At 28.1% G+C, this 22,527-nt stretch carries 14 protein-coding genes; 8 read left to right on the top strand and 6 right to left on the bottom strand.

Annotated features, from left to right (window positions below; genetic code table 4):
• Position 1: 1 nt before the first annotated feature.
• The 7 genes from EG856_RS02880 (at position 2) to EG856_RS02910 (ending at position 17,229) form a co-directional block, all read left to right on the top strand.
• The gene (locus tag EG856_RS02880; RefSeq protein WP_130429620.1) at positions 2-8,083 is read left to right on the top strand and encodes a PDxFFG protein; all 8,082 of its coding nucleotides are present in this window, start codon (positions 2-4) and stop codon (positions 8,081-8,083) included.
• A gap of 8 nt (positions 8,084-8,091) precedes the next feature.
• Positions 8,092-11,034 (top strand): ABC transporter substrate-binding protein, encoded by a 2,943-nt coding sequence (locus EG856_RS02885; protein WP_130429621.1) that lies wholly within the window; start codon positions 8,092-8,094, stop codon positions 11,032-11,034.
• A gap of 52 nt (positions 11,035-11,086) precedes the next feature.
• Entirely contained in the window at positions 11,087-12,124 is a 1,038-nt protein-coding gene (locus EG856_RS02890; protein ID WP_232954261.1) for an ABC transporter permease, read from the top strand.
• Positions 12,125-12,136: 12 nt separating this feature from the next.
• Complete coding sequence (locus EG856_RS02895; protein WP_130429622.1) at positions 12,137-13,117, top strand: ABC transporter permease; 981 nt, start codon at positions 12,137-12,139, stop codon at positions 13,115-13,117.
• A gap of 73 nt (positions 13,118-13,190) precedes the next feature.
• On the top strand, positions 13,191-14,657 hold the full coding sequence (locus EG856_RS02900; RefSeq protein ID WP_130429776.1) for an ABC transporter ATP-binding protein: 1,467 nt from the start codon (positions 13,191-13,193) through the stop codon (positions 14,655-14,657).
• The gene (locus EG856_RS02905) at positions 14,657-16,003 is read left to right on the top strand and encodes an ABC transporter ATP-binding protein (protein WP_130429623.1); all 1,347 of its coding nucleotides are present in this window, start codon (positions 14,657-14,659) and stop codon (positions 16,001-16,003) included. The genes EG856_RS02900 and EG856_RS02905 overlap by 1 nt, the downstream gene beginning before the upstream one ends.
• Before the next feature lie 131 nt (positions 16,004-16,134).
• The gene (locus EG856_RS02910; RefSeq protein WP_130429624.1) at positions 16,135-17,229 is read left to right on the top strand and encodes a DNA-methyltransferase; all 1,095 of its coding nucleotides are present in this window, start codon (positions 16,135-16,137) and stop codon (positions 17,227-17,229) included.
• Here EG856_RS02910 and EG856_RS02915 read toward each other — a convergent pair.
• Complete coding sequence (locus EG856_RS02915) at positions 17,226-17,639, bottom strand: hypothetical protein (protein ID WP_130429625.1); 414 nt, start codon at positions 17,637-17,639, stop codon at positions 17,226-17,228. The genes EG856_RS02910 and EG856_RS02915 overlap by 4 nt on opposite strands.
• A gap of 67 nt (positions 17,640-17,706) precedes the next feature.
• Positions 17,707-17,970 carry a hypothetical protein gene (locus EG856_RS02920; RefSeq protein ID WP_130429626.1) on the bottom strand — a complete coding sequence of 88 codons (264 nt, stop codon included), beginning with the start codon at positions 17,968-17,970 and terminating at the stop codon, positions 17,707-17,709.
• A 278-nt stretch (positions 17,971-18,248) separates the two neighbouring features.
• Between EG856_RS02920 and rlmD the strand changes: the two genes are divergently transcribed.
• Positions 18,249-19,565 (top strand): 23S rRNA (uracil(1939)-C(5))-methyltransferase RlmD, encoded by a 1,317-nt coding sequence (gene rlmD / locus EG856_RS02925; RefSeq protein WP_130429627.1) that lies wholly within the window; start codon positions 18,249-18,251, stop codon positions 19,563-19,565.
• Position 19,566: 1 nt separating this feature from the next.
• Here rlmD and EG856_RS02930 read toward each other — a convergent pair whose 3' ends face one another.
• The 4 genes from EG856_RS02930 to EG856_RS02945 are packed head-to-tail and all read right to left on the bottom strand — an operon-like array spanning position 19,567 to position 22,474.
• A complete protein-coding gene (locus EG856_RS02930) occupies positions 19,567-20,385 on the bottom strand; it encodes an HAD-IIB family hydrolase (protein WP_130429628.1) in 819 nt (272 codons plus the stop codon).
• A 35-nt stretch (positions 20,386-20,420) separates the two neighbouring features.
• On the bottom strand, positions 20,421-20,825 hold the full coding sequence (locus EG856_RS02935; protein ID WP_130429629.1) for an MHO_1590 family protein: 405 nt from the start codon (positions 20,823-20,825) through the stop codon (positions 20,421-20,423).
• On the bottom strand, positions 20,791-22,155 hold the full coding sequence (locus EG856_RS02940) for an MHO_1580 family protein (RefSeq protein ID WP_408634177.1): 1,365 nt from the start codon (positions 22,153-22,155) through the stop codon (positions 20,791-20,793). Before EG856_RS02940 ends, EG856_RS02935 begins: the two co-directional genes overlap by 35 nt.
• Complete coding sequence (locus EG856_RS02945; RefSeq protein ID WP_130429631.1) at positions 22,136-22,474, bottom strand: MG284/MPN403 family protein; 339 nt, start codon at positions 22,472-22,474, stop codon at positions 22,136-22,138. Before EG856_RS02945 ends, EG856_RS02940 begins: the two co-directional genes overlap by 20 nt.
• Positions 22,475-22,527 lie beyond the last annotated feature (53 nt).

Here is a 22,527-nt window from a genome sequence, read left to right on the forward strand (position 1 = left end):
TATGAAAAACAATAATAAAAAACCCAAAAAAGCATTCAATTGGAGAACATTAGTGTGACCTAAATACCTAATTTCGTTAGGTATTGTAGCTGTTGCTGCTGGTGCAACTATTGGAGTGCTTAAACATAATTCAAGTAATCCTACATTACAGCCAGGAACTGAAGCCAGTGGTTTAAGTAATGAATTTTTAGATTTATCTAAAGAGCCAAAACTAACCTTTGTAAATTCGGAAAAAAATAGTGAAATAGCCACATTTGATCCAAATCGCGGCGAGGATGGAATTGTTAATTTTCGTGGAAAAGAACTATCTTATAACGAATTTTTAAAACAATATTATGAAGCTAATAGAGCTTATCCGTTTTTAAACATTAGATATGGAATGTTTGATTTTTATAACGAATATTTAGAAGCTGTTAGTGCTAAGGATTTTTATTCTTTTACTAAATGATTTATGAAAAATGTGTCATGAGGCCCTGAAATCATTACACTTAAAGAATTTTCGATTGTTAAAGGTGTTGAACTACAAGGAAATAATATTACTTTAGGCTCGCATTCAAATCAAGACAAAGAATATACAACAATAAAATTTTTCCCAGATGCATTCTTTGGTTCGATTCCATTTTATAGCACCATTAGTGGAGCTGGAAATGCCAATGATTCATTACTATACAAAATTAATAAAAAATTATTAACTTCAGATGAAATTCAAACATTTTTAGATAAAGCAAGTAAATATAATGCCTTTAGCAATATTTCACTAAAAACTATTAACGCAAACTCATTTAGATGAATAACTGATATGCGAGCTTTAATTAATAAAAGCGTTTTTGCTGTTAAAGCTCAATTGCCTCAACAATATAAAAATGATGCATTTAGCCCAATTGAAACTGGAAGATTAAATGCTAGCTCCGAATATGTTTCAATTGTTGATGCCAATAGTTTTGAAGAAGCCAAAACTAAATTTGCAAATTTATTAAAAGAATATAGTGAAAAAGGAATTAAAGATTTAGATACAAATATAGATTCATATAGTTTTGAACAAAAAACTATTATGGGTATAACACGTGATTTTATTGAAGAAATTAAAGAAAAAAATAAAATTGCTGATAAATTTGTTCAATTAAACTTTACCGATGGCAAAACTTTTACAATGTTTAATCCAATCGAGGATGCTGAATACCAAAAATCTGCCGCTACTGCCGATGCCGATGCTGTTTGAGAAAAATCACAAAATGTACAAAGCACAACTGCAGGTTTTGATTCAAGCATTAAAGACTTTAATAATTTAAATAGTGATTTAGATGCTTTATACGCTAAATGGTTATCAGCAAACACACAACTTGAAAAAGCTGATTTTGAAACTTTTAAACAATTAGTGCTAAAACTAAAAAGAATTGATGATATTAAAGCCGAAATTGTTAAATTAAGCAATGATATTAGTAAAAATCAAACTAAAGAAGATGAAGCTATCGCAACAAGCACATCTGGTCAATTTAAAAATGTAGAAAGTTTTTACCAAAACTTAATTAGCTCTAATACTGAACAATTACAACAAGCTCAAACTGAATTAGCTACGCAAACCCAACAAGTGAATGCGTTAAAAGCTCAAATTGAAGCTGAACAAAATAATGACAAAGTAGTAGAATTAAAACAACAACTTTTAGAGTTGAATATGACTGTTGAAAGTCAACGTCAAAAAATAGATGAAATCAATGAATTACTAGTACGCTTTAACAATACTCTTGAGCAATATCGTAAATTACCAACACAAGATAAAGTTAGTGAAGTAAATCAACAAATTGCTACATTATTAACTGAACAAGAACAATTAAACGAGCAAATGCTTAAAGATGAAATAACTCAAATTTTGAATAAAGCAAACATTGAAAATGTTAGAGTTGATGCTCTAATTGGTCTAGAAAAACTTTATAATGAAGTAAAATCTTCGCAATTTAATGAAGCTAAAACCAAGTTTGATTCTTTATTCACTAAAGCACAATATATAGTAGAATTTAAAGCTGAAATTGCTAAATTTAGACCTCTTTATAAATATTATGAGAAATTTTTAGGTGGTGATTTTTTCGCAAAAGTTGAACCTGAAACACAAAATTTTGTGCTATATTCACATGATTTAGCGTTTAGTCCACTGCAATTAATTGCTATCGATCAATTAAAAGAAAATATTGAAAAATCACAAATTAATTGAAGAGAATACACAGATATTGATGGTTTTATTCGTTCACAAAGTGATGATGAATTAAAAGATTTTTATGTATATGCCCCTGAGATTCAAAGTGTTGGCAATGATTTTACTGCTGGTAAAGAAGCAATTGATAATATAGCTGATTCGATAAAAAACGAATTTGATTCTTTAGCATTATCATTTAGTGATGAGCCAAAATTAAAAGCAACTTATGAACAACTTTCTTCAGAATATGATTCATTAAATATTACTGATTTAGTTCAAAAAGTTAAAGATGAACTTGAAAAACTTAACCAACTAGCAAAGCAATTTGAATATTATGTGCCAAATTATGTAAAAATAATGACTTTAAAGGCAATTGTTCAATACACCAATGAACAAAATCAAGCTGTATTAAAAAATGAAATTTTAGATATTATTAATTCAAATGATGATTTAAAAACTCATTTATCTTCATTTGAATATGTCATTGATAATATAGATAATATGAGAAAAGATGCAGAAAAGCAAATTAGTGATTTTAATTTACGAGTTGCAGATATTATTAAATCGATTTATGACACATATTCAAAAATAATAACTAACAAAACCTCTTTAGATTCGCGTATAGAGCAATACAAAAAAGATAAATTAGCATTTTTTACACAAAAAATGAATGAATTGTACGCTAAAATCGAGAATGCTAACTTAAATGATGAGGCAATTAAACACAATGTTGAAGATTTAGTCAAAACATTTAGTGCATTAAGCGAAGATGAGGATTTAGCACCTATACTCGCTGATTTTAAACAGCCTCTAAAATATGTTAAAGATTTAGCTAACAAATTTAATTTAGATGATACAAATGAATTAATCAGGTCATATTTTATAATTGTAACAAGCAATGTTTACAAAACATTCACTAAAGAAGGTGATAATGTTCCACAAGAACGAAAATTAGTTTATTTAGCAACTTTATTTAATCCTGTTATTGCTTTTCAACAACATTTCTTTAAATTAAAATTAGAAAAATACGATGAATTCAATGAACTAACTCAAAATTTAAAAAATGAATTAGATGAATTAGAGCAAAATTCACCTGAATATAAACAAAAATTAAATGAATACACCGATGCACAAGCGCAAGCTAATTATTATCTTGCTCAAGCTCGTTCTTCATGATATCAAGAATTTGAAAACGAAGATGAAGAACAAAATGAAAATGCTCAAGCACAAGATTTAGCTAATAACAAAAAACTGGCAGATTTATTTAATTTAGAAACATTAAAACAAGCATATGAAGATGCCTATGAATTTTATGATTTAGAAGACGATGGCGAACATGAATATGATTTTAGCGAGGCAAATCAAGCTAACTATGAAGCAAATAGACAAATTATAGACGCGTATAATGCAGCTATTACACACTATGTGCAAACAAGAAATACATATAATGATCGTCGCGAAGCATTCGTTAAAGATATAACTGATAAAGCAGAAAAATTATTAAATATTGGTAATACACTGGAATCGTTTAAAAATGATATGAACGATAAATATGCTAACGCAATTAAAGCTACAAAAAATATTAAATTGACTAATAATGTTAAAAATGTAGTTTTAGATAAAATGTTAAATAGCGAAGGTTTAGAGTTGAATAATCAAAACCAATTAATTGTGGCGACTTCAAAAATTGAACTAATTGAAAAACTAACTAAATTAGGAATTATTAGTGCTAATGGCGACACCACTTCAACACAAGAATTAGCAAAAAATGCCAACGAAAAAATTTTAAATGTTCAATTAGACAATGTTTATAAAAAAGGTTCAAAACTGTATTTCACATTAAAAGAAGTTAGTGATAAGCGTGCTAATGATGTTGAAACATTAAAAACTATTAGATATGTTAAATATAATGTTGATGCTAAAGCAGATTTTGGCTTAAATGCCTTGGCTCTTGAACAATTAAAAGAAATGTTTAATTCAGCCGGTTATAAAGCATCAGTTAAACCAGCAGTAATTAAAGAAGAAGGAACCAAAATTGTTAAAGACAAAAATGGAAACGATCAAACAATTCCAACATACAGTGTTTTTGTTGAAGCATATGATGGTTTTAGCGATGAATTGTTAAGAAAAGTGCCTTGAGCTGCCGAATGATTAGAAGGCAAACATTTAGTTAAAAAAGTAAATGACAAAGGGGAATTTGAATACTCAATTGAAGATGGTAGATATTTAGGTTTTCAACCAGATACACGTATTGGTTTATGATCATTATTAGCAATGAATAATCCTGAATATAAAGGTTTATCAGTAGACTTTTTAAAATTTGTTGCAGCCCACGAATATGGACACCATATCACTTTAAATGCTGCCCAAGATTTAGGAGATAAAGGCCAAAAACCTCTATACGGTTCAGCATTAGTTCCGGGTTCAACACCAAATATTCAAAATTATTACTCGCGCAAAGTGTTAGATTTATACCTAAAAGCACGAACTCACCTAGGATTAAATTCATCACCATTATTGAACCAGCCTAATATTGTTTCTGAAAATAATGAAGGTGAATATCTACTTTATAATTTAGCAAAAAAAGATGGTGATCAAATTGTTATTGACCAATCAACATTAGAAAACGCAAGTGATATATGAGGTCATGAAATTGATCAAGAAAGTTTAAAAACAGCTTTAGAAAATCCAAAGCGCCGTTTCTTGCAAACTTATGAAGGTCTAGTTGAAGCAACTAAAGAGCGTCGTAAAGCATACGGTTTAGACAATGCAGAAGATAAAAAATGATTAGAATTGTATGACTTGTGATTAATGAATACTTTAGACCAAAATTCAGGAACACTAAACCCAACAAAATATTCAGATGAGCAATTTCCAGTTAAATACATGACGCAAAATGCCGACGGAAGTTGAAGCTTTAAAAAAGCATCATTAGATATGCTTAAAGGAATAGCTAAAGATGGTTTAGGCAACGATATTCAATTTGAAGTTTATAAAGGTGAAATTGTACCTAAAATTGTTGAAGGTGTGCGTAATGATGCAACCGGTGATTACACCACAATAAATAAAGTTTTAGTCTTTAATACTGATGGAACTCCAATTGTGAATGTGCCACTTGGTGTTGATTTATCAAGTTCAGATTTAAATATAAATCCATATTACCAATTAAGAAGAAGAGCAAATCGAAGTTATAATGCTGCTTTAGAATTTGTTAATAAAAAAATTAAAGATGCTTCTGACACCATAAAAGCCTTAATTGTCAAAGAATTCTCAATTAATGGTTGAGATTCAGCGACAACTAACACTTCACTTGTACCAAAAACGCAAATAGCTTATCCAAGTTATACTGAATTATTCCCTGATGTTGATAAAAACTACAATAACGTCTTATTAAAACCATATCTAGACCATATTCATTCTCGTAAAAGAGAAACCGGTTGATTAACACCAGGATATTTCTTTGCAAAATATTATGCAACAGATGGCGAATTACTTTATGATGTAAATATAGCAAATCAAGCTGTTAGAAAAGTTAGATTTTCAACACCATTAAACCAAGAAATATTCTATGTTAATCCATTTATTGAGGATGATGATACTGGGGCTGTAAAAGATAAATCAACTGTTTCTTTTGCTGATATTTTGATAGCAATGTATTTAGGTGAAGGGCGTAATTATTCAACTATTTCAGCTGGTGGTAAACAAGCATTATGACTTTCGCCAGATGAAATTTATTTACCAAATATCAAATTATCTCAATCTTTAACTGACGGGTTTTTAACTGGTAGTTTTAGCTTGCAAACATTAAAACAATTAAACCAACTTCCATATATGAATCCATTTGGTGCTTATATGAAAGAGATGGTAGGGCACAACTTAAGAAAACATATTTACATCATGGTTAATGAAAATGGTGATGTAGTTAATGAAAACCCAAGAGCAAAAGAATTTCCTGCCTTTTGAGAAATGCAAGCATTAAAAATAAATGATAATATCTTAGCTAAAGATGCTGCGGTTTCATTATTTAATTCATTCTACTCAACAGATGAAAATGATGTGCAACGCTTTGGCCACGAAATTACTTTTACAGACTATAATAAATTCTTTAGTTTTTCAAGTGTGGATACCACTAGAGCAAAATTAGATCCAAGCAAAAAAGTAGTTAATTGAGATATTGACTATGTAAAATCTAAATTTAGTATCGAAAGATTTGCTAATGCTTTAAGATCTGCTTTATCAACTTCAACTACACTTTCAAGAAGTGATAGAGAACGTTTAAATAAACTTTTTGCAGCTGATGGTTCGTATAATGAACAAGAAATAGCAAACGAAATAATGCAAAGATTTACTAGTTCTTCATTAGCTTTATTACAAAAAGATATTCAATTAGGCACAATTAAAGAAAAAGTAAATGCAAGTACTGATGACGCCTTGAGATATGGTTGAATTTTTGACAAAAATCTTGGTTATGGTTTATATAAATCTAATGACGTAAATGCTGATCCAGATGCGGTTGATGAAGAAAATTGAGAGATAAGTGTTAAAAAATTATTTGATACATTTTCAACTTTTGCGACTGAAAATGGTGTAAGTTTAGATGAAATGTCTTTATTTGACGAATTGATTTTAGATGATAAAACTCAAATGTATTCTACTCAATTACATTTTAGTTTCCGTCAATCTAACTTCACTATGAGAAGCATTTTACTTTCAATTGTAAAAGGCTTTACTAAAAAATCAAGACCTACTTCGGATGTTGAAGATTATTTCAAAACTAAAACAGAACGTAGATTTAATGAATTTTTCTCAGATTATACATACTCATTTGCCGAAGTAATTAACCGTGATAATTTACAAATTACTTATTCTCCATCAAATGTTGAATTTAAAAATTTACCTTCATTTTTAACAAATGTTAATGAATCAAATACAGGTTTAGAATATGTAATTGATGGAACACCTACTGAAAAATGAAACAATTTAAAACTTAATTTCACTGGTGAAGGTCGTACCAATATTCAAAATGCTATTACTAATTACGAAAATGCAATTGATGCTGAAGCTAAATTACGGGCTGAAAAATTAGGTCTAGATTTTGAATCTAATTTATTCGTTAATTCAGAGATTTTTTCAGATGATTCAAACCGTGCCTCAAGTTATTTTGGTCAATTTAAGTCAATAAATAATGGTTGATTTAAAGACCGTTGATACAGAGAAATGTTAAATTTCAAACTATATGATGACCAAGGACAACCAATTCAAGACGACACAATCAGAATTAAAGATTTAACTGGAAAAACAGTAACCAATCGTCCACAGGCTTATTGGGAATACTACATTCAAGCACAAGGTATTGGCGATAGAAACCTTTCAAATATTTGAAGAAATACTGATAAAGATGCAGTAGCATTATTCGGTTATTTAAGCAATGATGTAGTTGATAAAGCTGATCATTTAGTTTTTGAAGATTTACAAACAAAAGAAATTAAAACCTTAAAAATTAACAAAGAAAATAGTAGTAATATGTTCTACTATAAAACTCAACATGTTAATAATGAATCAGATCCAAATTCACGTCACTATTTAAAAGATGAAAAATACGATTATACCGACTCGAATGGCCATCATAGTGGTACCGGTTTTACTGCGTGAGTAAGTGATTATGCTATTATGTCTAATTATTCAAATAAATTATTAACACCAGGACATGAATACAAAATTTATTTTGCGAATAAAGCTGGTGAAAAATTAAATGTTGATTTAGGAAGCAACGAAAGTGTTTCAGAAAATGGTAAAACATTTTCTCAAGCACCAATAGCCGTTTATAAAAAAGATATTGATGGCAAAACTGTATCAGTAATAAAAGTTGGTTTCCAATTCAATGGAACAAAATAGGAGGAAAAATGAGTAAAAAATATTGAAAAACATTTACTTTATTGCCCTTGGCTATCCCTTTTGTAGCAATAGCTTGCAACAAAAATCAAAATGAAGATAATCAAGTCCAAAAATCGAGTGTTAGATTAAATTACAAAAAAGATTATGATTTTGGTTTAGCTACTAATCCTATCAACTCGTTAAATTACATTAAATACCCTTCGGTTAACACAATTCTTCCTTCTATTGTTGAATCACCTTTAAAAACTGGCCCGAATGAAGCTATTAAAAGAATTGCTAATATTCCTGAAATTCGTTTAGGAACATATCAAACTGAAGATGAAGGAACATTGGATCAATATTTAAAGGATAACCCAAATCCAGATAATTCAGGACGTTTCTATTCACTAGATAATTTTGGTTCTGCTCCGGGAAATATAGCTGTTGGTTTGAGTGACTATTTACCAATAAACGCAGTTGTCACGCCAAGCAATAAATTTCTTTCAATGAATTTATTGTTGAATGAAGGACAAAGCAAGTGGAGCAATGGAGATCCTGTAAGGGCTGAAGATTACATTGATGCAATGCATTATATTTTTGATTTAGAAACTGGTTCACAAAAACAAACAACAATGCTGCAACGAAAATTTAAAGCTGCTAATGAAGTGTTGCAAGCTCAACAAGAATATATTCAAAAATTTCAAGTTGCTTATAAAAATCCTTTTGCTTATCCACCTTTAAAACTAGTTAATGGTGAGTGAATTTATGATGTGTTTAATCCTTCTTATACTCCATGAGCTTCACAAGTTGAAGGTGATGAAGAAGCTGTAGCAAAAATTAAGGAAGCCGCGTTAAACTTTGGTTTTTATTCAGGTAGAATGTACTGAAATTTAGATAATGAAACAGTTATTGGAGCAATTCCTTATTCTCCTGATTTTAATTGAGAAGATGACGAAACAATATTAATGTTACCTAATCCTGAATATTCTTTAAGTTTGCATACTGAAAAAGAATTGGAACAAATACCACAAAGAGTTCCAACAAAAGTTAGAAAATATTTATATTTTGATCCAAAACAATCAATTTCGGATGAATTTACAAAAATTATTCAACAATCACACGAATTAAAACACAAATTAGGTAATATCACTTTTGATGAATCGAATTCAGCACCTTACCAAGAAGCAGTCAATAAGTTATATTCAAATTTATTGCCAAGTGGTCAAACAACACTTGATAATCCTTTTGTTAAACGTATTGAACCTAAAAAATATTTTAGAAATAGAGTACTGGCCTTAGATGAATACACATTAAGAATTGCTTATGATGATTTTGAGCCAACAAATTTAAATAGTGCTTATCAAGACATAACTTCAATTATAGTCCCAATTAATCGTCGCTTTGTGGAGTCAATAGGTGGTATAAGAGAATTTGGTTTGAAAAAAGAAAACTTTTTAACAAACGGTCCATTTAATATCGATGAATTAGTTTTAGGTCCGCAAGGTTTTATTCGTTTAACTAAAAATATTCGCTATTATTCGGCAGCAAAAACTATTTCTAATAACATAAAAATTTACTTTTCTAATGACCCAAATATTAATGCCGCAATGTACGACGATGGTTATATTTCAGCAACCAGAATACCACCAGTTTTACAATGGCAATACTGAACAAATAAAGAACACCGCCCATTTATGAACAAATCTAATGGATATGGAACCATAGCTTTGTCATTTAATTTAGATAATGAAACAAACCCAAATTCATATGTTAATGACCAAAATTTACGTAATGCTATTTATTATGCAATTGATAGAAATGAGTTATTGAATATAGTTGGTTGATCATCATCATTTCCAGTTATAACTTGAACCGCATTTGGTCAAGCTGCTTCTAGTTTTGGAGATGCAGTTGAATCTGGTTTTGAACATGATTATATGTATACAAAATTTGGTTCATACCCTAGCGGTGAGGAATTGAATAACGATAAAAATTATTTAAATAAATATATATTTAAAAAAGCCAAAGAAGAGGCTAAAGGCAAATCATGAGGCATTCCAATTCCGGTTCAAAACTATACACATATAGATCACATTTCTAAATCAATGAAATTTGAAACAGTAGATCGTACTGATAAAGGTTATCATTTAGATGTCGCGCGTGCCTTTTTAAATGAATTTAAAAAAGCCCATCCAAATTTAAAAAATGTTACTTTGAATTTTATTTCAAATTCAACTGACGAGCAAAAAAATGCTGGAATAGCTTTGCGTGATTTTATGAAAAAAGCATTTGGCGATTATGTTCAAATTGATATTAAAAATTTACCTGAAAATGTGTATGAAGATTGAAGAACTACCGGTAAATATGATTTAATTTATCGTAACTTTGATGCCTTTGGTAGTGATATTTATTCATATATAAGAGTGTTTTTAAAACCCGATGGTATTGATACAAAAAGTCAAAAAACAACCGGGTTTAGAAACAATCCATCTGGTTCATGAACTTATGATCAATACTTTAGATCACTAGGTTATTCGCGAGATGAAAATAACAATTTAGTAATTAAAGATGCTCAAAAAGCAAAAGAAGTTGAAGAACTTAAACAACGACTAAGAATTTTAAGTGCTAAAGTAGATGGACCTGATGTATGAGAAAAAATTGTTGATCTTTCAGTGGTTAAAAATAATGAAAGCGTGAATGATTATACTGAAAGACATTTAAGATTTTTCACTTCACAATTTACACCAGAAGAAAAAAAACAAGGCTGGAGCGAAGTTGTTGCTTTTGCTGTAATTGCAGGTTTTGAAAAAATTGTTAGAGAAACTGCACCAGTAATTCCGTTAATGGAAGTAGATACATACTGAGAAGTTTCACGTGTAAATGGTGCTTCAAGTTTATATAATTACTCATTACAATATGCGTATGACGTTGCTAACCCACCATTAGCCACATTACCAAAAATCATTAAATAAAGGAGGAAAAATGGAACAAAAAATGACTAAAAACATTATTAGTGAATCCGAAATGGATTTAACTAATAAAAAATATGTTCAAAGGCCATCATATGTTGATTTTAGCAATAAAATCAAGCCGCACATTTCTAAACTTGCGGTGATGTTCAATGTTAAGTCTCCTTTAGTTAAATTTTTACTGAGATTTTTAATTATTGTCTTTGAATTTTTAACAATAGCTTGAATAGTTATTACAATTACATTCTTTTTAATTAAATCTATACCTGGTTCAACTTCGCTAACACTAGGTCTAGACGAATCTACACGAAAAGCTGTTGAAGCAACATATGGTTTAGATAAACCATTGATTGAACAATATTTTATCTATTTACGCAATATTTTAGTAGGTAATTTTGGAGTTTCACTGTCAGTGTTTCCCGGACAAAACATCAACGATTTTGTGTGAATAAGATTTTATAAATCATTTCTAATTGGTATATTTTCAGTTATGCTAACTATAGTGATAGGAATACCAGTTGGAGTTTATGTTGGTATGAATCCAGATAAATTACCCGATCATATCGCAACTGTTATTGTTTCAATCTTTTCATCAATACCTTCACTGGTGTTTGCGTTATGATTACTGCTACTTGGTAGATTGTTGAATATTCCATATTTATATGTTGAAACTGATTTAGCAACATACATTTTGCCCGGTTTAGCACTTTCACTTGGTTCTATAATTGTTTATATAAAATATATTAGAACTGAATTAAACCGTGAATTAAATTCACAACACGCAAAATTCGCTTATCTAAAAGGTTTATCAAAATCTAGATTTGTATGAACTCATGCCCTAAAACCTTCTTTATTCCCTATTGCTACCTTTTTCCCTGTGGTAATATTTGGAAGTTTTATAGGTAGTTTATTTGTTGAACAAATATTCTTTATTACTGGTAGTGGTGGTTTATTGTTAAACGCTATTACTTCAAAAGACTATAACATTATTTTGTTTATGGTTACATTATTCTCATTAATAACAATTTTATCTTACACAACTCGTGATTTATTGTATAAAGCAATTGACCCACGTGTTAGAAGAGCTAAATAGTAAGGAGCTAATATGGCAATTTGAGCGTATAGAAATAAAACATCGCCAAACAATGAACATGGCAAACATTTAGCGCCGAATCGTTTTATTCAACCTTTAAACTATAAAAAATGAGAATTATTAGGGAATTTATTTGATTTTCACGAATCAAATAATGTAAAAAAACAACAAAATAAATGACTAGATTTTTTCTATCGTTTCTCTAGATCATTTGCGGGAGTTTTTGGCTTTGTGTTATTTATGGTAATAGTATTAAGTGCTATATTTATTCCATTTTTCACTAAAGATCCAGACAAATTGAGTATTAATGATAGATATCAAAACTTTTTTGAGACACCAGGTTATATTTTTGGTACAGATGCTTTAGGTAGAGATTTATTTGCGCGTCTTTGGTGAGGTTTGAGATATTCACTAGCTTTAGCTTTAGTTACAGCTGTAATTCAGGTTTTTGTTGGTTTATTGATTGGGATTAGTATGGGTCATTTTAGAATCTTTGATAAAATTATGACTTACATCATTAAAGTTATTTCAAATGTACCTTCAATAATTATATTAATTGTGATAACCATTGTCCTAAAACCAACATTTTGAGTTATGGTATTTGCACTAACATTTACATCTTGGACAGGTATTGCTAACCAAATGCGCTCGCAAGTATTAAGAGCTAAAACATTTGAATGAGTTTCAGCTTCTGCGATTTTAGGAACTCCAACCTGAAAAATATTATTTAACTATTTACCAGTAGTAATACCTCTATTAGTTACTGAAATAGTATTTCATATTCCTGGTGTAATTCTTTCAGAAACCTCGTTGGCTTTCATTGGTTTAAGTATTGATATCCCAACTCTAGGTAATTTAATTTCAGAAGGTTCAAAAGTATTTACTGCCTATCCGCGATATGTATTACTACCTTCAATGGTTTTGGTCTTACTTACAACTTCAATTCAACTAATAGCATCAAGTATTCAAGACTCATTATTAAGACAAAGATAGGAGAATTATGGATAAATTAAATCAATGAAACGAATTATCTTACGCTAAAAAAATTGAATACTATGCTCAAACAATGCAAACAACATTAAAAACAGAAGGTGAATTAAATCCTGCTCCATACACTAAACTATATCCATATGTAATTAAAAAATTAGCTAAACCACATCCTTTAAATTTATTAGAAGTGCGTAAAGAGAAAAACAAAGGTTTTTGAAAAGATATTGTAGATTTTTGAAAAAATATAGGCCACGGTTTTAGTAGAATTTTTCGTTGAGGTAAAAAACAACAATCAAATATTGATTTAGAATCATATTTTAATTCAGCAAAAGTTGAACACGTTCTTGGCGAAGACTTAAAAGTTGCCGCTGAAATAGATGATATTTATTTAACATTTAAAAATCCGGCAAATCCAAAAGAAAAAAATTTAGTTTTAAGAGGTCCAAGTTTTAAAATTTACGAAGGTAAAATACACTCAATTATAGGTGAATCTGGTTCTGGAAAATCAGTTCTTACTTCACTTTTATATGGTTTAACCGGCAGCAATTCAATAGTAGAATCTGGAAGTGTAAAATTATATGGTTTAGAGGTTCATAATTTCAATTTATATAATTGAGAAAAATCAAAATTAAGAGGACGAGTGGTAAGTGCTGTTTTCCAAAACCCTATGTCAATTTTAGATCCCACAATGAAAGTTGGTAATCAAATTACCGAAGGTATGTTGATAAACGGCATTGTTAAAACTAAAAAAGAAGCAATAAAAGAAGCAATAAAATACCTAAAATTAGCTAAAATCAATGATCCTGAAAAAGTAATGAAATTATATCCTCATAACCTTTCAGGTGGAATGATTCAACGGATTGCGATCGCAGCTATAGTGAGTCTTAAACCAAAAATTTTAGTTATGGATGAACCAACAACTGCTCTTGATCCTACTGTGCAGGCTTTAGTATTAGATATAATTAGAGAACTTCAATCAACATTTAAAATTGCAGTAGCTTTTATTACTCACGATTTAGGTGTTGTAGCTTCAATATCGGAATTTATTAACATTATGTATGCTGGTCAAATTGTTGAATCCGGTACTCGTGAAGAAGTACTTATGCACCCACAACACCCATATACGTGAGGTTTAATTTCTTCAATGCCAGATTATAATAATGATGAGCGTTTAAATGTGATTAAAGGTGCTGTTCCTTCTTCTTTAAATAATATTGAAGGAGATGCCTTTGCTGTTCGTAATGATTATGCTTTAGGAATTGATTTAGAACAAGAAGCCAATTTTTACTATGTTTCAGCCACTCATTATGTTAAATCTAATTTATTAGATGCTAAGGCTCCTTTTTATCAACCACCTAAAATTATCCAAAATTTGTGAAAAAGATATTTTGAACGTTTAGAGATAATTTATGGTAAAAATTTCTTCGTTAATCAACAAGATTACGAAAAAGATTTAGCCATAATATCAGCATATAACACACAAGTAGATGAATTAAAACAACAACAAGCAAACCAGTTGCAAAAAATTAACGAGGAGTTATAATGGAAGAAAAAAAATATTACGTTGAAACTACTCGTAGTGGTAAAAAACTTTATCGTCTGGTCCGCCCAGGCACCGAGCAAATGCTAAATTGTGTCGACAAAGAAGCGATAGTTCAAATTAGAAATTTAGACGTAACTTATGGTTATGGAGCTAACACCTTTTATGCCTTAAAAGATTTAAATTTGAATATTTATCAAGGCGAAGTGTTAGGATTGGTTGGTGAATCGGGTTCAGGAAAAACAACTGCAGGTCGAGCAATTATTGGTTTAACCCCACATTCATTTGGTCAAATTAAGATTTTAGATCGTGTAATTCCTAAAAACAGAGATAAGATTTTTAAATGATCAAAAAAAGGTAAAGATATTATTGATTTTATGGTTAATAAAGTTCAAATGATATTTCAAGACCCAACAAATTCATTAAATCCGTTTAAAAATGTAGAGACTGTAGTTGGAGAAGGTTTATCTAACCTTAAAAATTCTAAATATATTTATTTAACCAATGTTGATACAGAAACTTATGTCGAATTGAACAAAAAAATTGAAAAATTTAATCCTGAATTAGTTCTTTCTAAAGATGTGTGGAATGATGTAAGAAATAATTGAGCAAGTGAAAAAAGTTTATATGATTTTGTTTTTACAACAGCTATGCAAAAATTAGAACTTTTAAAAGACAAATTAAATCAAGAACAATATCAGTCATTATTAGATTATTTAAAGTTGCGAAAAAAATCTCGTGATGAAGAAGACAAATTAAGTGAAAATCAATATAAACGTAAACTAATTATTGATATTTTAAATCAAGTTGGACTAGATGAAACAGTTTTAAACAGATATCCTTTGGAATTTTCGGGTGGTCAACAACAACGTGTAGGGATTTGCCGGGCAGTTGTATTACAACCACAAATATTAATTGCCGATGAACCTATTTCTGCACTTGATGTTTCAATTCAAGCCCAAGTTATTAATATATTCAAAGAATTAAAAGAAAAATATAATTTAACAATTATTTTTATCGCCCACGATTTACGTATGGTTGAATATATTTCCGATCGTATAGCTGTTATTAATAAAGGTACATTATTAGAAGTTGGACCAACTAAATCAGTTATTCACAACCCCCACCATCCTTACACTCAAAGTTTACTTGACGCAGTACCTTCAATTGAAGCTGAAAAAGGTTCATTAGTTGGTAAGTTATATGATCCTAACGTTCACAATTATGATAAAGATAACCAGCCTAAATGACAAAAAGTTAACGACAAACATTTTGTATTAGCTTCTGATTTAGAACTTGAATCAATCAAAGAACAAGCAAAACTATATAAGTCAAAATTTATTAATTAAACAAAACACCTATTGGTGTTTTGTTTTATTACTAATTCAAGTAAATTTAATTAAATTTACACAATATTTTAAACACTATAAAATAATTAGTGTAGTAAAAAAAATTAAATCAAGTATAAGATGAGGTATAAATGAACAACAAAAAAGACGAAAATACGCTAAATTCTTTACCAATTAATCAAATTATTAATGGAGATAATGTCCAAATAATGAAAACATTGCCCGATAATTCAATTGATTTAATTTTTGCAGACCCTCCATATAACATGAATCTTGATAAAGATTTATATAGATTTGGAGGTGAAAAATTTAAAGGTGTGGATGATGAATGAGATAAATATGATAATTTAGCACATTACGATAATGAATGCAAAACCTGATTAAAACAATGTTTAAGAATTCTTAAAAAAAATGGTTCACTTTGAGTTATAGGTTCATTTCAAAACATTCATCGTCTTGGTTATATATTACAAGATATGAATGCTTGAATTATTAATGAAATTGTATGAGAAAAATCTAATCCTGTACCAAATTTTGCAGGAACACGCTTTGTTAATGCTCAAGAAACATTACTGTGAGTGGTTAAAGATAAAAAAGCTAAATTTAAATTTAATTATAAAACAATGAAACATCTTAATGGTGGAACACAGATGAAGTCTGTTTGAAAACTCCCTATATGTTCAGGTTCGGAAAGATTAAAAGATAAAGACGGTTTTAAGGTACATAATACTCAAAAACCATTAGAATTATTGCAAAGAATTATTCTTGCTTGTTCAAGTTATGGTGATATTGTTTTAGACCCTTTTAGTGGTACAGGAACAACAGCACATGCTGCCAAATTTTATGGTCGCAAATATATTGGCATAGAACAATCTCATAAATATTATTTAGCAAGTTTAAATAGATTAAATAATGTTATAGAGACAACGCAACATGATGATTTAAAATTTGCTTATTATGATATTGCTCCTGAAAAAGTGAGTTTCAAAGATTTAATTGACAAAAAATATATAAATGTTAAAGATATTGTTAAAATTAACAATTTGGAATTATTTTTTAATACTGATGGCACACTGAATCATAATGGCATAAAGAAGACCCCCAATGCTCTGTGCAGAGAAATTTTTGCTAAACCCACCAACGCGTGAAATATTTTAAAGATCAATGGTGAAACTCTTGGCGAAATTAGAGAACGTTATAGAAACGATTTAAAATTAAATGTTTAGGCTTTTTTGTCATTTGTGTTATCAAACAAATTAAGCATCATTTCTTTAATTTTGCTAGTTGTTCATTTTCTTACATTTTTGATTATTGTTTGTCTAATAAAATTTGTTTCTTTGACTTCTTTGTTGAATTCAATTAACATTTTTTTAGTTTTATCTCATTTATCTTTTAAGCCAAAATCAATAAATATTTCGTCTCCATAAAATATTCTTTGACCATCGAATCATTTTTGTTTAACCTTATTTTTTAATTCTTCTGTATAGAATTTAAAATTCTTTTTTACATTAGGATCGATAAAATAAAATATAGCTATCACAGTTTTATCAGGGTATAAACTTTTTTGTAATTTTGTTTTTTGGGCAAGATTATCTATTTGACCTTGTTTTTTAGTGCTATCATGATTATCTCGCATTTTAATTTCGCCAACATATATAATGTTATCGATTTCAAAAAGTAAATCATAATTATTTTGCTTATGTTTATTCTTTGATGTTTGAACACCATTTTCAGCAAAAAAAGAGATTTATTATTTCTTCTAAAAAATCGCCATAGCGAATATTGCAAGTGTTAAAAATTGAACCACCGATGAAATCACTATCAATTAATGGAGTCCGATATAATGAGGTTTGATTGAAATTATCTAATTTAATATCATTTTTACTAGAATCAATCTTTTTACTTAAATTTAGGGCTAGAGACTGGTAGTGTTTTTCAAATATTTGTTTAATTTTATCTTTATCCATAATATTTAGGCTTTCGTTAGATTAATTTTACTATAAGCAACATAAGTTCAAAAAAAACACAAAAATATATTTATATTTTTCTACATATAGTATATACTTGTATTGATGCATTCCCAATGTGAATGATTACGAACTCCATAGGATTCGTTGCTTAAGAGTATATTACTCCTTTCTTCTAATAATTTAATAAGCCTTATGCGTGATGCTTATTTATTTACTTATTTATATGTTAATCAACCCAAAAGACGAGTATTCGTCTTTTTTTATATAATTAACATATGAAATTTAGTAAAAATCAAATAATAAATAATGTTAAGGCAATTAATCTTTCGTATGAAGGTTTAGGTGTTGTTAAATTAAATAATTACACAATATTTGTTGAAAATTTATTAACAGGTGAGAGTGCTGATATTGAAATAAAAAAAGCAAATAATAAATTTGCCTTTGCTAAAGTTATCAAAAGGTTTGATTCTTCTCAACAAAGATTGAATATCGCTAATGAACAATTGATGAAGTCTGGAGCAACTCCACTCGCTATTCTTTCTTATAGTGACCAATTGAAATTTAAAGAAGAATTTGTAAAATATTTGTTTGCTCGCAATATTCATTTTGATAATGTATTTTCTATATTGGAAAATAAAAAACCTTGAGCTTATCGCAATAAAATTACTGTGTTTGTTTCTAAACAAAACAGCAAAATTATTTTTGGTTTATACGAAAAAAATACACATAATATAATTGAACAGTATAGTTATGATTTAGCAAACGAAGAAATTAATCATTTAATTAAATGGTTAAGCAACAATATTAATAATTTCAATGAATTTATTGCTAATATAGATGCAATTGAGAGTTTCACTTTTAGATATTCAAAAACATTTGATGAACATTTAATAATAATTAATGCTAAAAAAAATATAAAAATAGGACAGAATTTTTTAAAAATTATCTCATCACATTTTCCTAATTTAGTTAATATTATTATTAATATCAAAAGTAATAAAAAAAATAAATATTTTGCTTTACTAAATAATAAAAATTCAATTAAAGATAAAATTGGGAAAAATATCGTTAATATTAATTGAAATAGTTTTTTTCAAGTTAATTCAAGTCAAACTGAAAGACTTTATCAACTTTTAATCGATAATTTAAAAGTTGATAAAAATGATATTGTCATTGATGCTTATTGTGGGGTAGGTTCTATAGCTCTTTCAATTGCTCCATATGTTAAAAAGGTTTATGGTCTTGAAATAATACAAGATGCTGTATTAAACGCAAAACAAAACGCAAGAATTAATAATATTAATAATTGTGAATTTTTTGCTGGTGATGTTGAGGATAATTTTTTCAAAATAAAAAATGCCAATATTTTAGTAGTTGATCCTCCACGTTCGGGTTTAAGTACCAATTTTATTAATTTAATACTTAAATATAAACCTAAAAAAATTGGTTATATTTCATGTAACATTCATACAATGTGTAGAGATATTGATTTATTTTTGAAAAATGGTTATAAACTGGATTATTTGAGACCGTGTGATATGTTTAGTCAAACACACCATATTGAATGTGTAGGTGTTTTGTCAAAGAATTAAATTATTTTTCATTGAATAAAAAATGATTAATTGTTTTGGCTAATCCACCAGATTTAAAACTATATGGACTTATGAAATTGGCTATTTTTTTAAACTCTTTAGTCGCATTTTTCATTGCTATAACATATTTTATTTTGCCTACTGTTGTTGAATCATTCATTGTATCACCAATATGTATACAATTTTGTGGCAAAACATTATCTAAACGGCTAAATAAAACTTCAGCAATACCTTTTGAAGCATTTTTATCAGTTACTTCGATAAATGATGTATAGCTTCGTGCATCAAGTATATTTAATTCATTTTTAAATTTTAATGTTAATTCATTCCTGAATTTAGCGAACATTTTTTTACTTTTAGGGATAAAAATTAACTTAAATATTTCAAAATTGGGTTTAAATTTACTAACCGGTTTTGCCTTTGATCTTTTTAATTTAATTACCAGCCTCATTAATTTAGAATCTGTATACGAGTGATTTTTAAAATCAGAATTAACAACTGTACTAATTCGGTATTTTCGTATCAATACGGCAATTTCATCGAGTATTTTTTGAGGAATCGCGGACGAAAAAACTTCCTTATTATTTTTAATTATTTTTGCCCCATTTCAAGCAATAATATTGGAATTATCATTGATTTGATTTAAAATATCTCAAGTTTTTTGGTTTAAACCTCTCCCAGTTGAGACCACAACTTTTATGTTTTTTTCACGGCATTTGTTTATAATTTCTAGATTTTTTTTACTTAATAACTTATGCTTATAATCTAAACTTGTTCCGTCTAAATCAATAAATATTATTTTGATATCTTTTATTCCCATATTTATATTATACGAATTAAACTATAAAAAAAGGACTAAAGTCCTTTTGAGTTTATTGTTGCATTAAGTGTGTACGATTTAGTAAATATATTATTTGCATTGTACGCAATAAATTTAATATTTAATTGACTTTCATTAATAAAATTATAGTCAAAATCCAATTTATCTACATTTGTTTGCATATTAGCTAAAACATAATTAAATATCGCGTTAACTATGCTTTTATCAAAAATAGCTCTGTTTTGTTCATACCTAATATAGTTATAGAATTCATTTTTGTCAATTGTTGGGAAAACTTCATCTTGATTTAACTTATATTGCACTTTTTCTTCTATTTTATTTTTATTTTTTTTAGTTAGCGAAATTGTTACTAAAGGAACAGCAACGCTAGCCACAATACTTATACTAGCCAATGGTATAAGAATTTTTTTCTTGCTCATTTATTTGAAAATTATTGAAAAAGTCAATATTATTTGGTTTATTTTTGATAATTTTTTCTATATCATTAGCATTGAATGAATATTTTAATTTCTCTACTTTTATTTGTTCTTGCTCGATATTTAATCTAATTAATCCATCATTAGGATTCAAAATTCTATTTTCTATATGTTGGGTATTATTGATATGAATTTTTATTAAATCGTTATTGTTATTTGATCCTCCATTATCAAAAATATAATTATATGTAGTTTTTAAATTACCTTTAAAATTGTATGGAACAAAAAGACCTTTATTATCAAAATTATAGCCATCTTGAATTATCCCGGTTTTGTAATTGTATTCAGTAGGTCAATTATATACATATTTTTTTTGCTCATTGTTGCTATTGTATAAAGATGAAATTAATTCGCTTTGTAAATTTAATTTAGATAGATTTTGTCAATGTTCGCCACTAAATGAATTTAATTCATTTTTTGATAGTGATTGATATTGATTTCAAATTCGTTTATATTCATCAAATATAAAAAATGTATTCTTATTTCAATATTTTTCAGCATTAATTATTGACTTAGAAGATGCTATTTCAATGTTATTGTTAAAAGTTAATTTATTGAATTTTACATTATTATCAATGTAATAAGTTTTAAAATCAATAACATCGTTATTTAGTTCGCCAAATTCAAATAAATATCTTTCGGCAATTTTAAAATTGGCTTCATTGTTATTTGCCTCAATATAATATTCTTTTACTGGATTTGCGAATTTTTTTATTTCTCAAATTTCTTTTTTATTCCCATTCGTTTGAAAAATAATGTTATTTAATTCACTAAATTTTAAACCTAGAACATCTGAAGAAATTACAACATGAAATAGGTCTGAGCGATAAGGTTTTGCTAGTACATTTGATTTTTTAAACATAAAAAAATCATCTATATTATTTTGATTTTCTGCGTTAATGGAATATTCGGTTTTTTTAATATTTATTTTGGTTTTATCAATTAACTTATTGTTAATACTTAATTCAAAATCATTTAAATTAGCGTTATACTTTACTGAATTGTATACCATTGTCGGTACAGCAATTGTAAAGGTAACATAAAAACGATCGTTATTAAAAAATCTTCTTATTTCAATTCTACCTCTTAATACATTTTCAATATTTAAAAATCGTCTAGTAGTAACAAAATCATAAATATTGTGCGGGTATTTATTATTTTTGTCTACATCTGGGTTTGAGGAAATTTTTTTAACAATAAATTGATAGGGATTGATTTTTAATTCTTTTTTTTCTACAACTGGCGGAGTAGAATTAGGTGTTAAGATAAAAATACAAAAACTCCTCTATTGCATTTTTTCTATTTTTATAATATGTAGTTTTCGAAAAATGTAAATCGTATCAATCTCTATTATTGTGCTCATTAAATTCATTTTTTATAATAAATGCATTTTGCGGTTTTAAAAACTCCAATGTTCTTTGAAATTTTGAAAGTATTAAGGGTACGTTATTTTCGTTTAGTGTTTTATCAATAAATTTATTTTTTATTTGATATTTTTTAAAAGCTTTATCAAGCATTGCTAACGATTTCACAGCGTTATATCTTTGTTGTGGCGAAAGCGTGTTAAAGTATTGGTTTTGTGTGTGTATCATTTGTCTCTCCTTTCAAGTTTTGTTTTATATTTTTTGATTTAAGGGACGATAAA

The sequence above is a fragment of the Mycoplasmopsis phocirhinis genome, from assembly GCF_004216495.1.
Lineage (GTDB): Bacteria > Bacillota_I > Bacilli_A > Mycoplasmatales > Metamycoplasmataceae > Mycoplasmopsis > Mycoplasmopsis phocirhinis.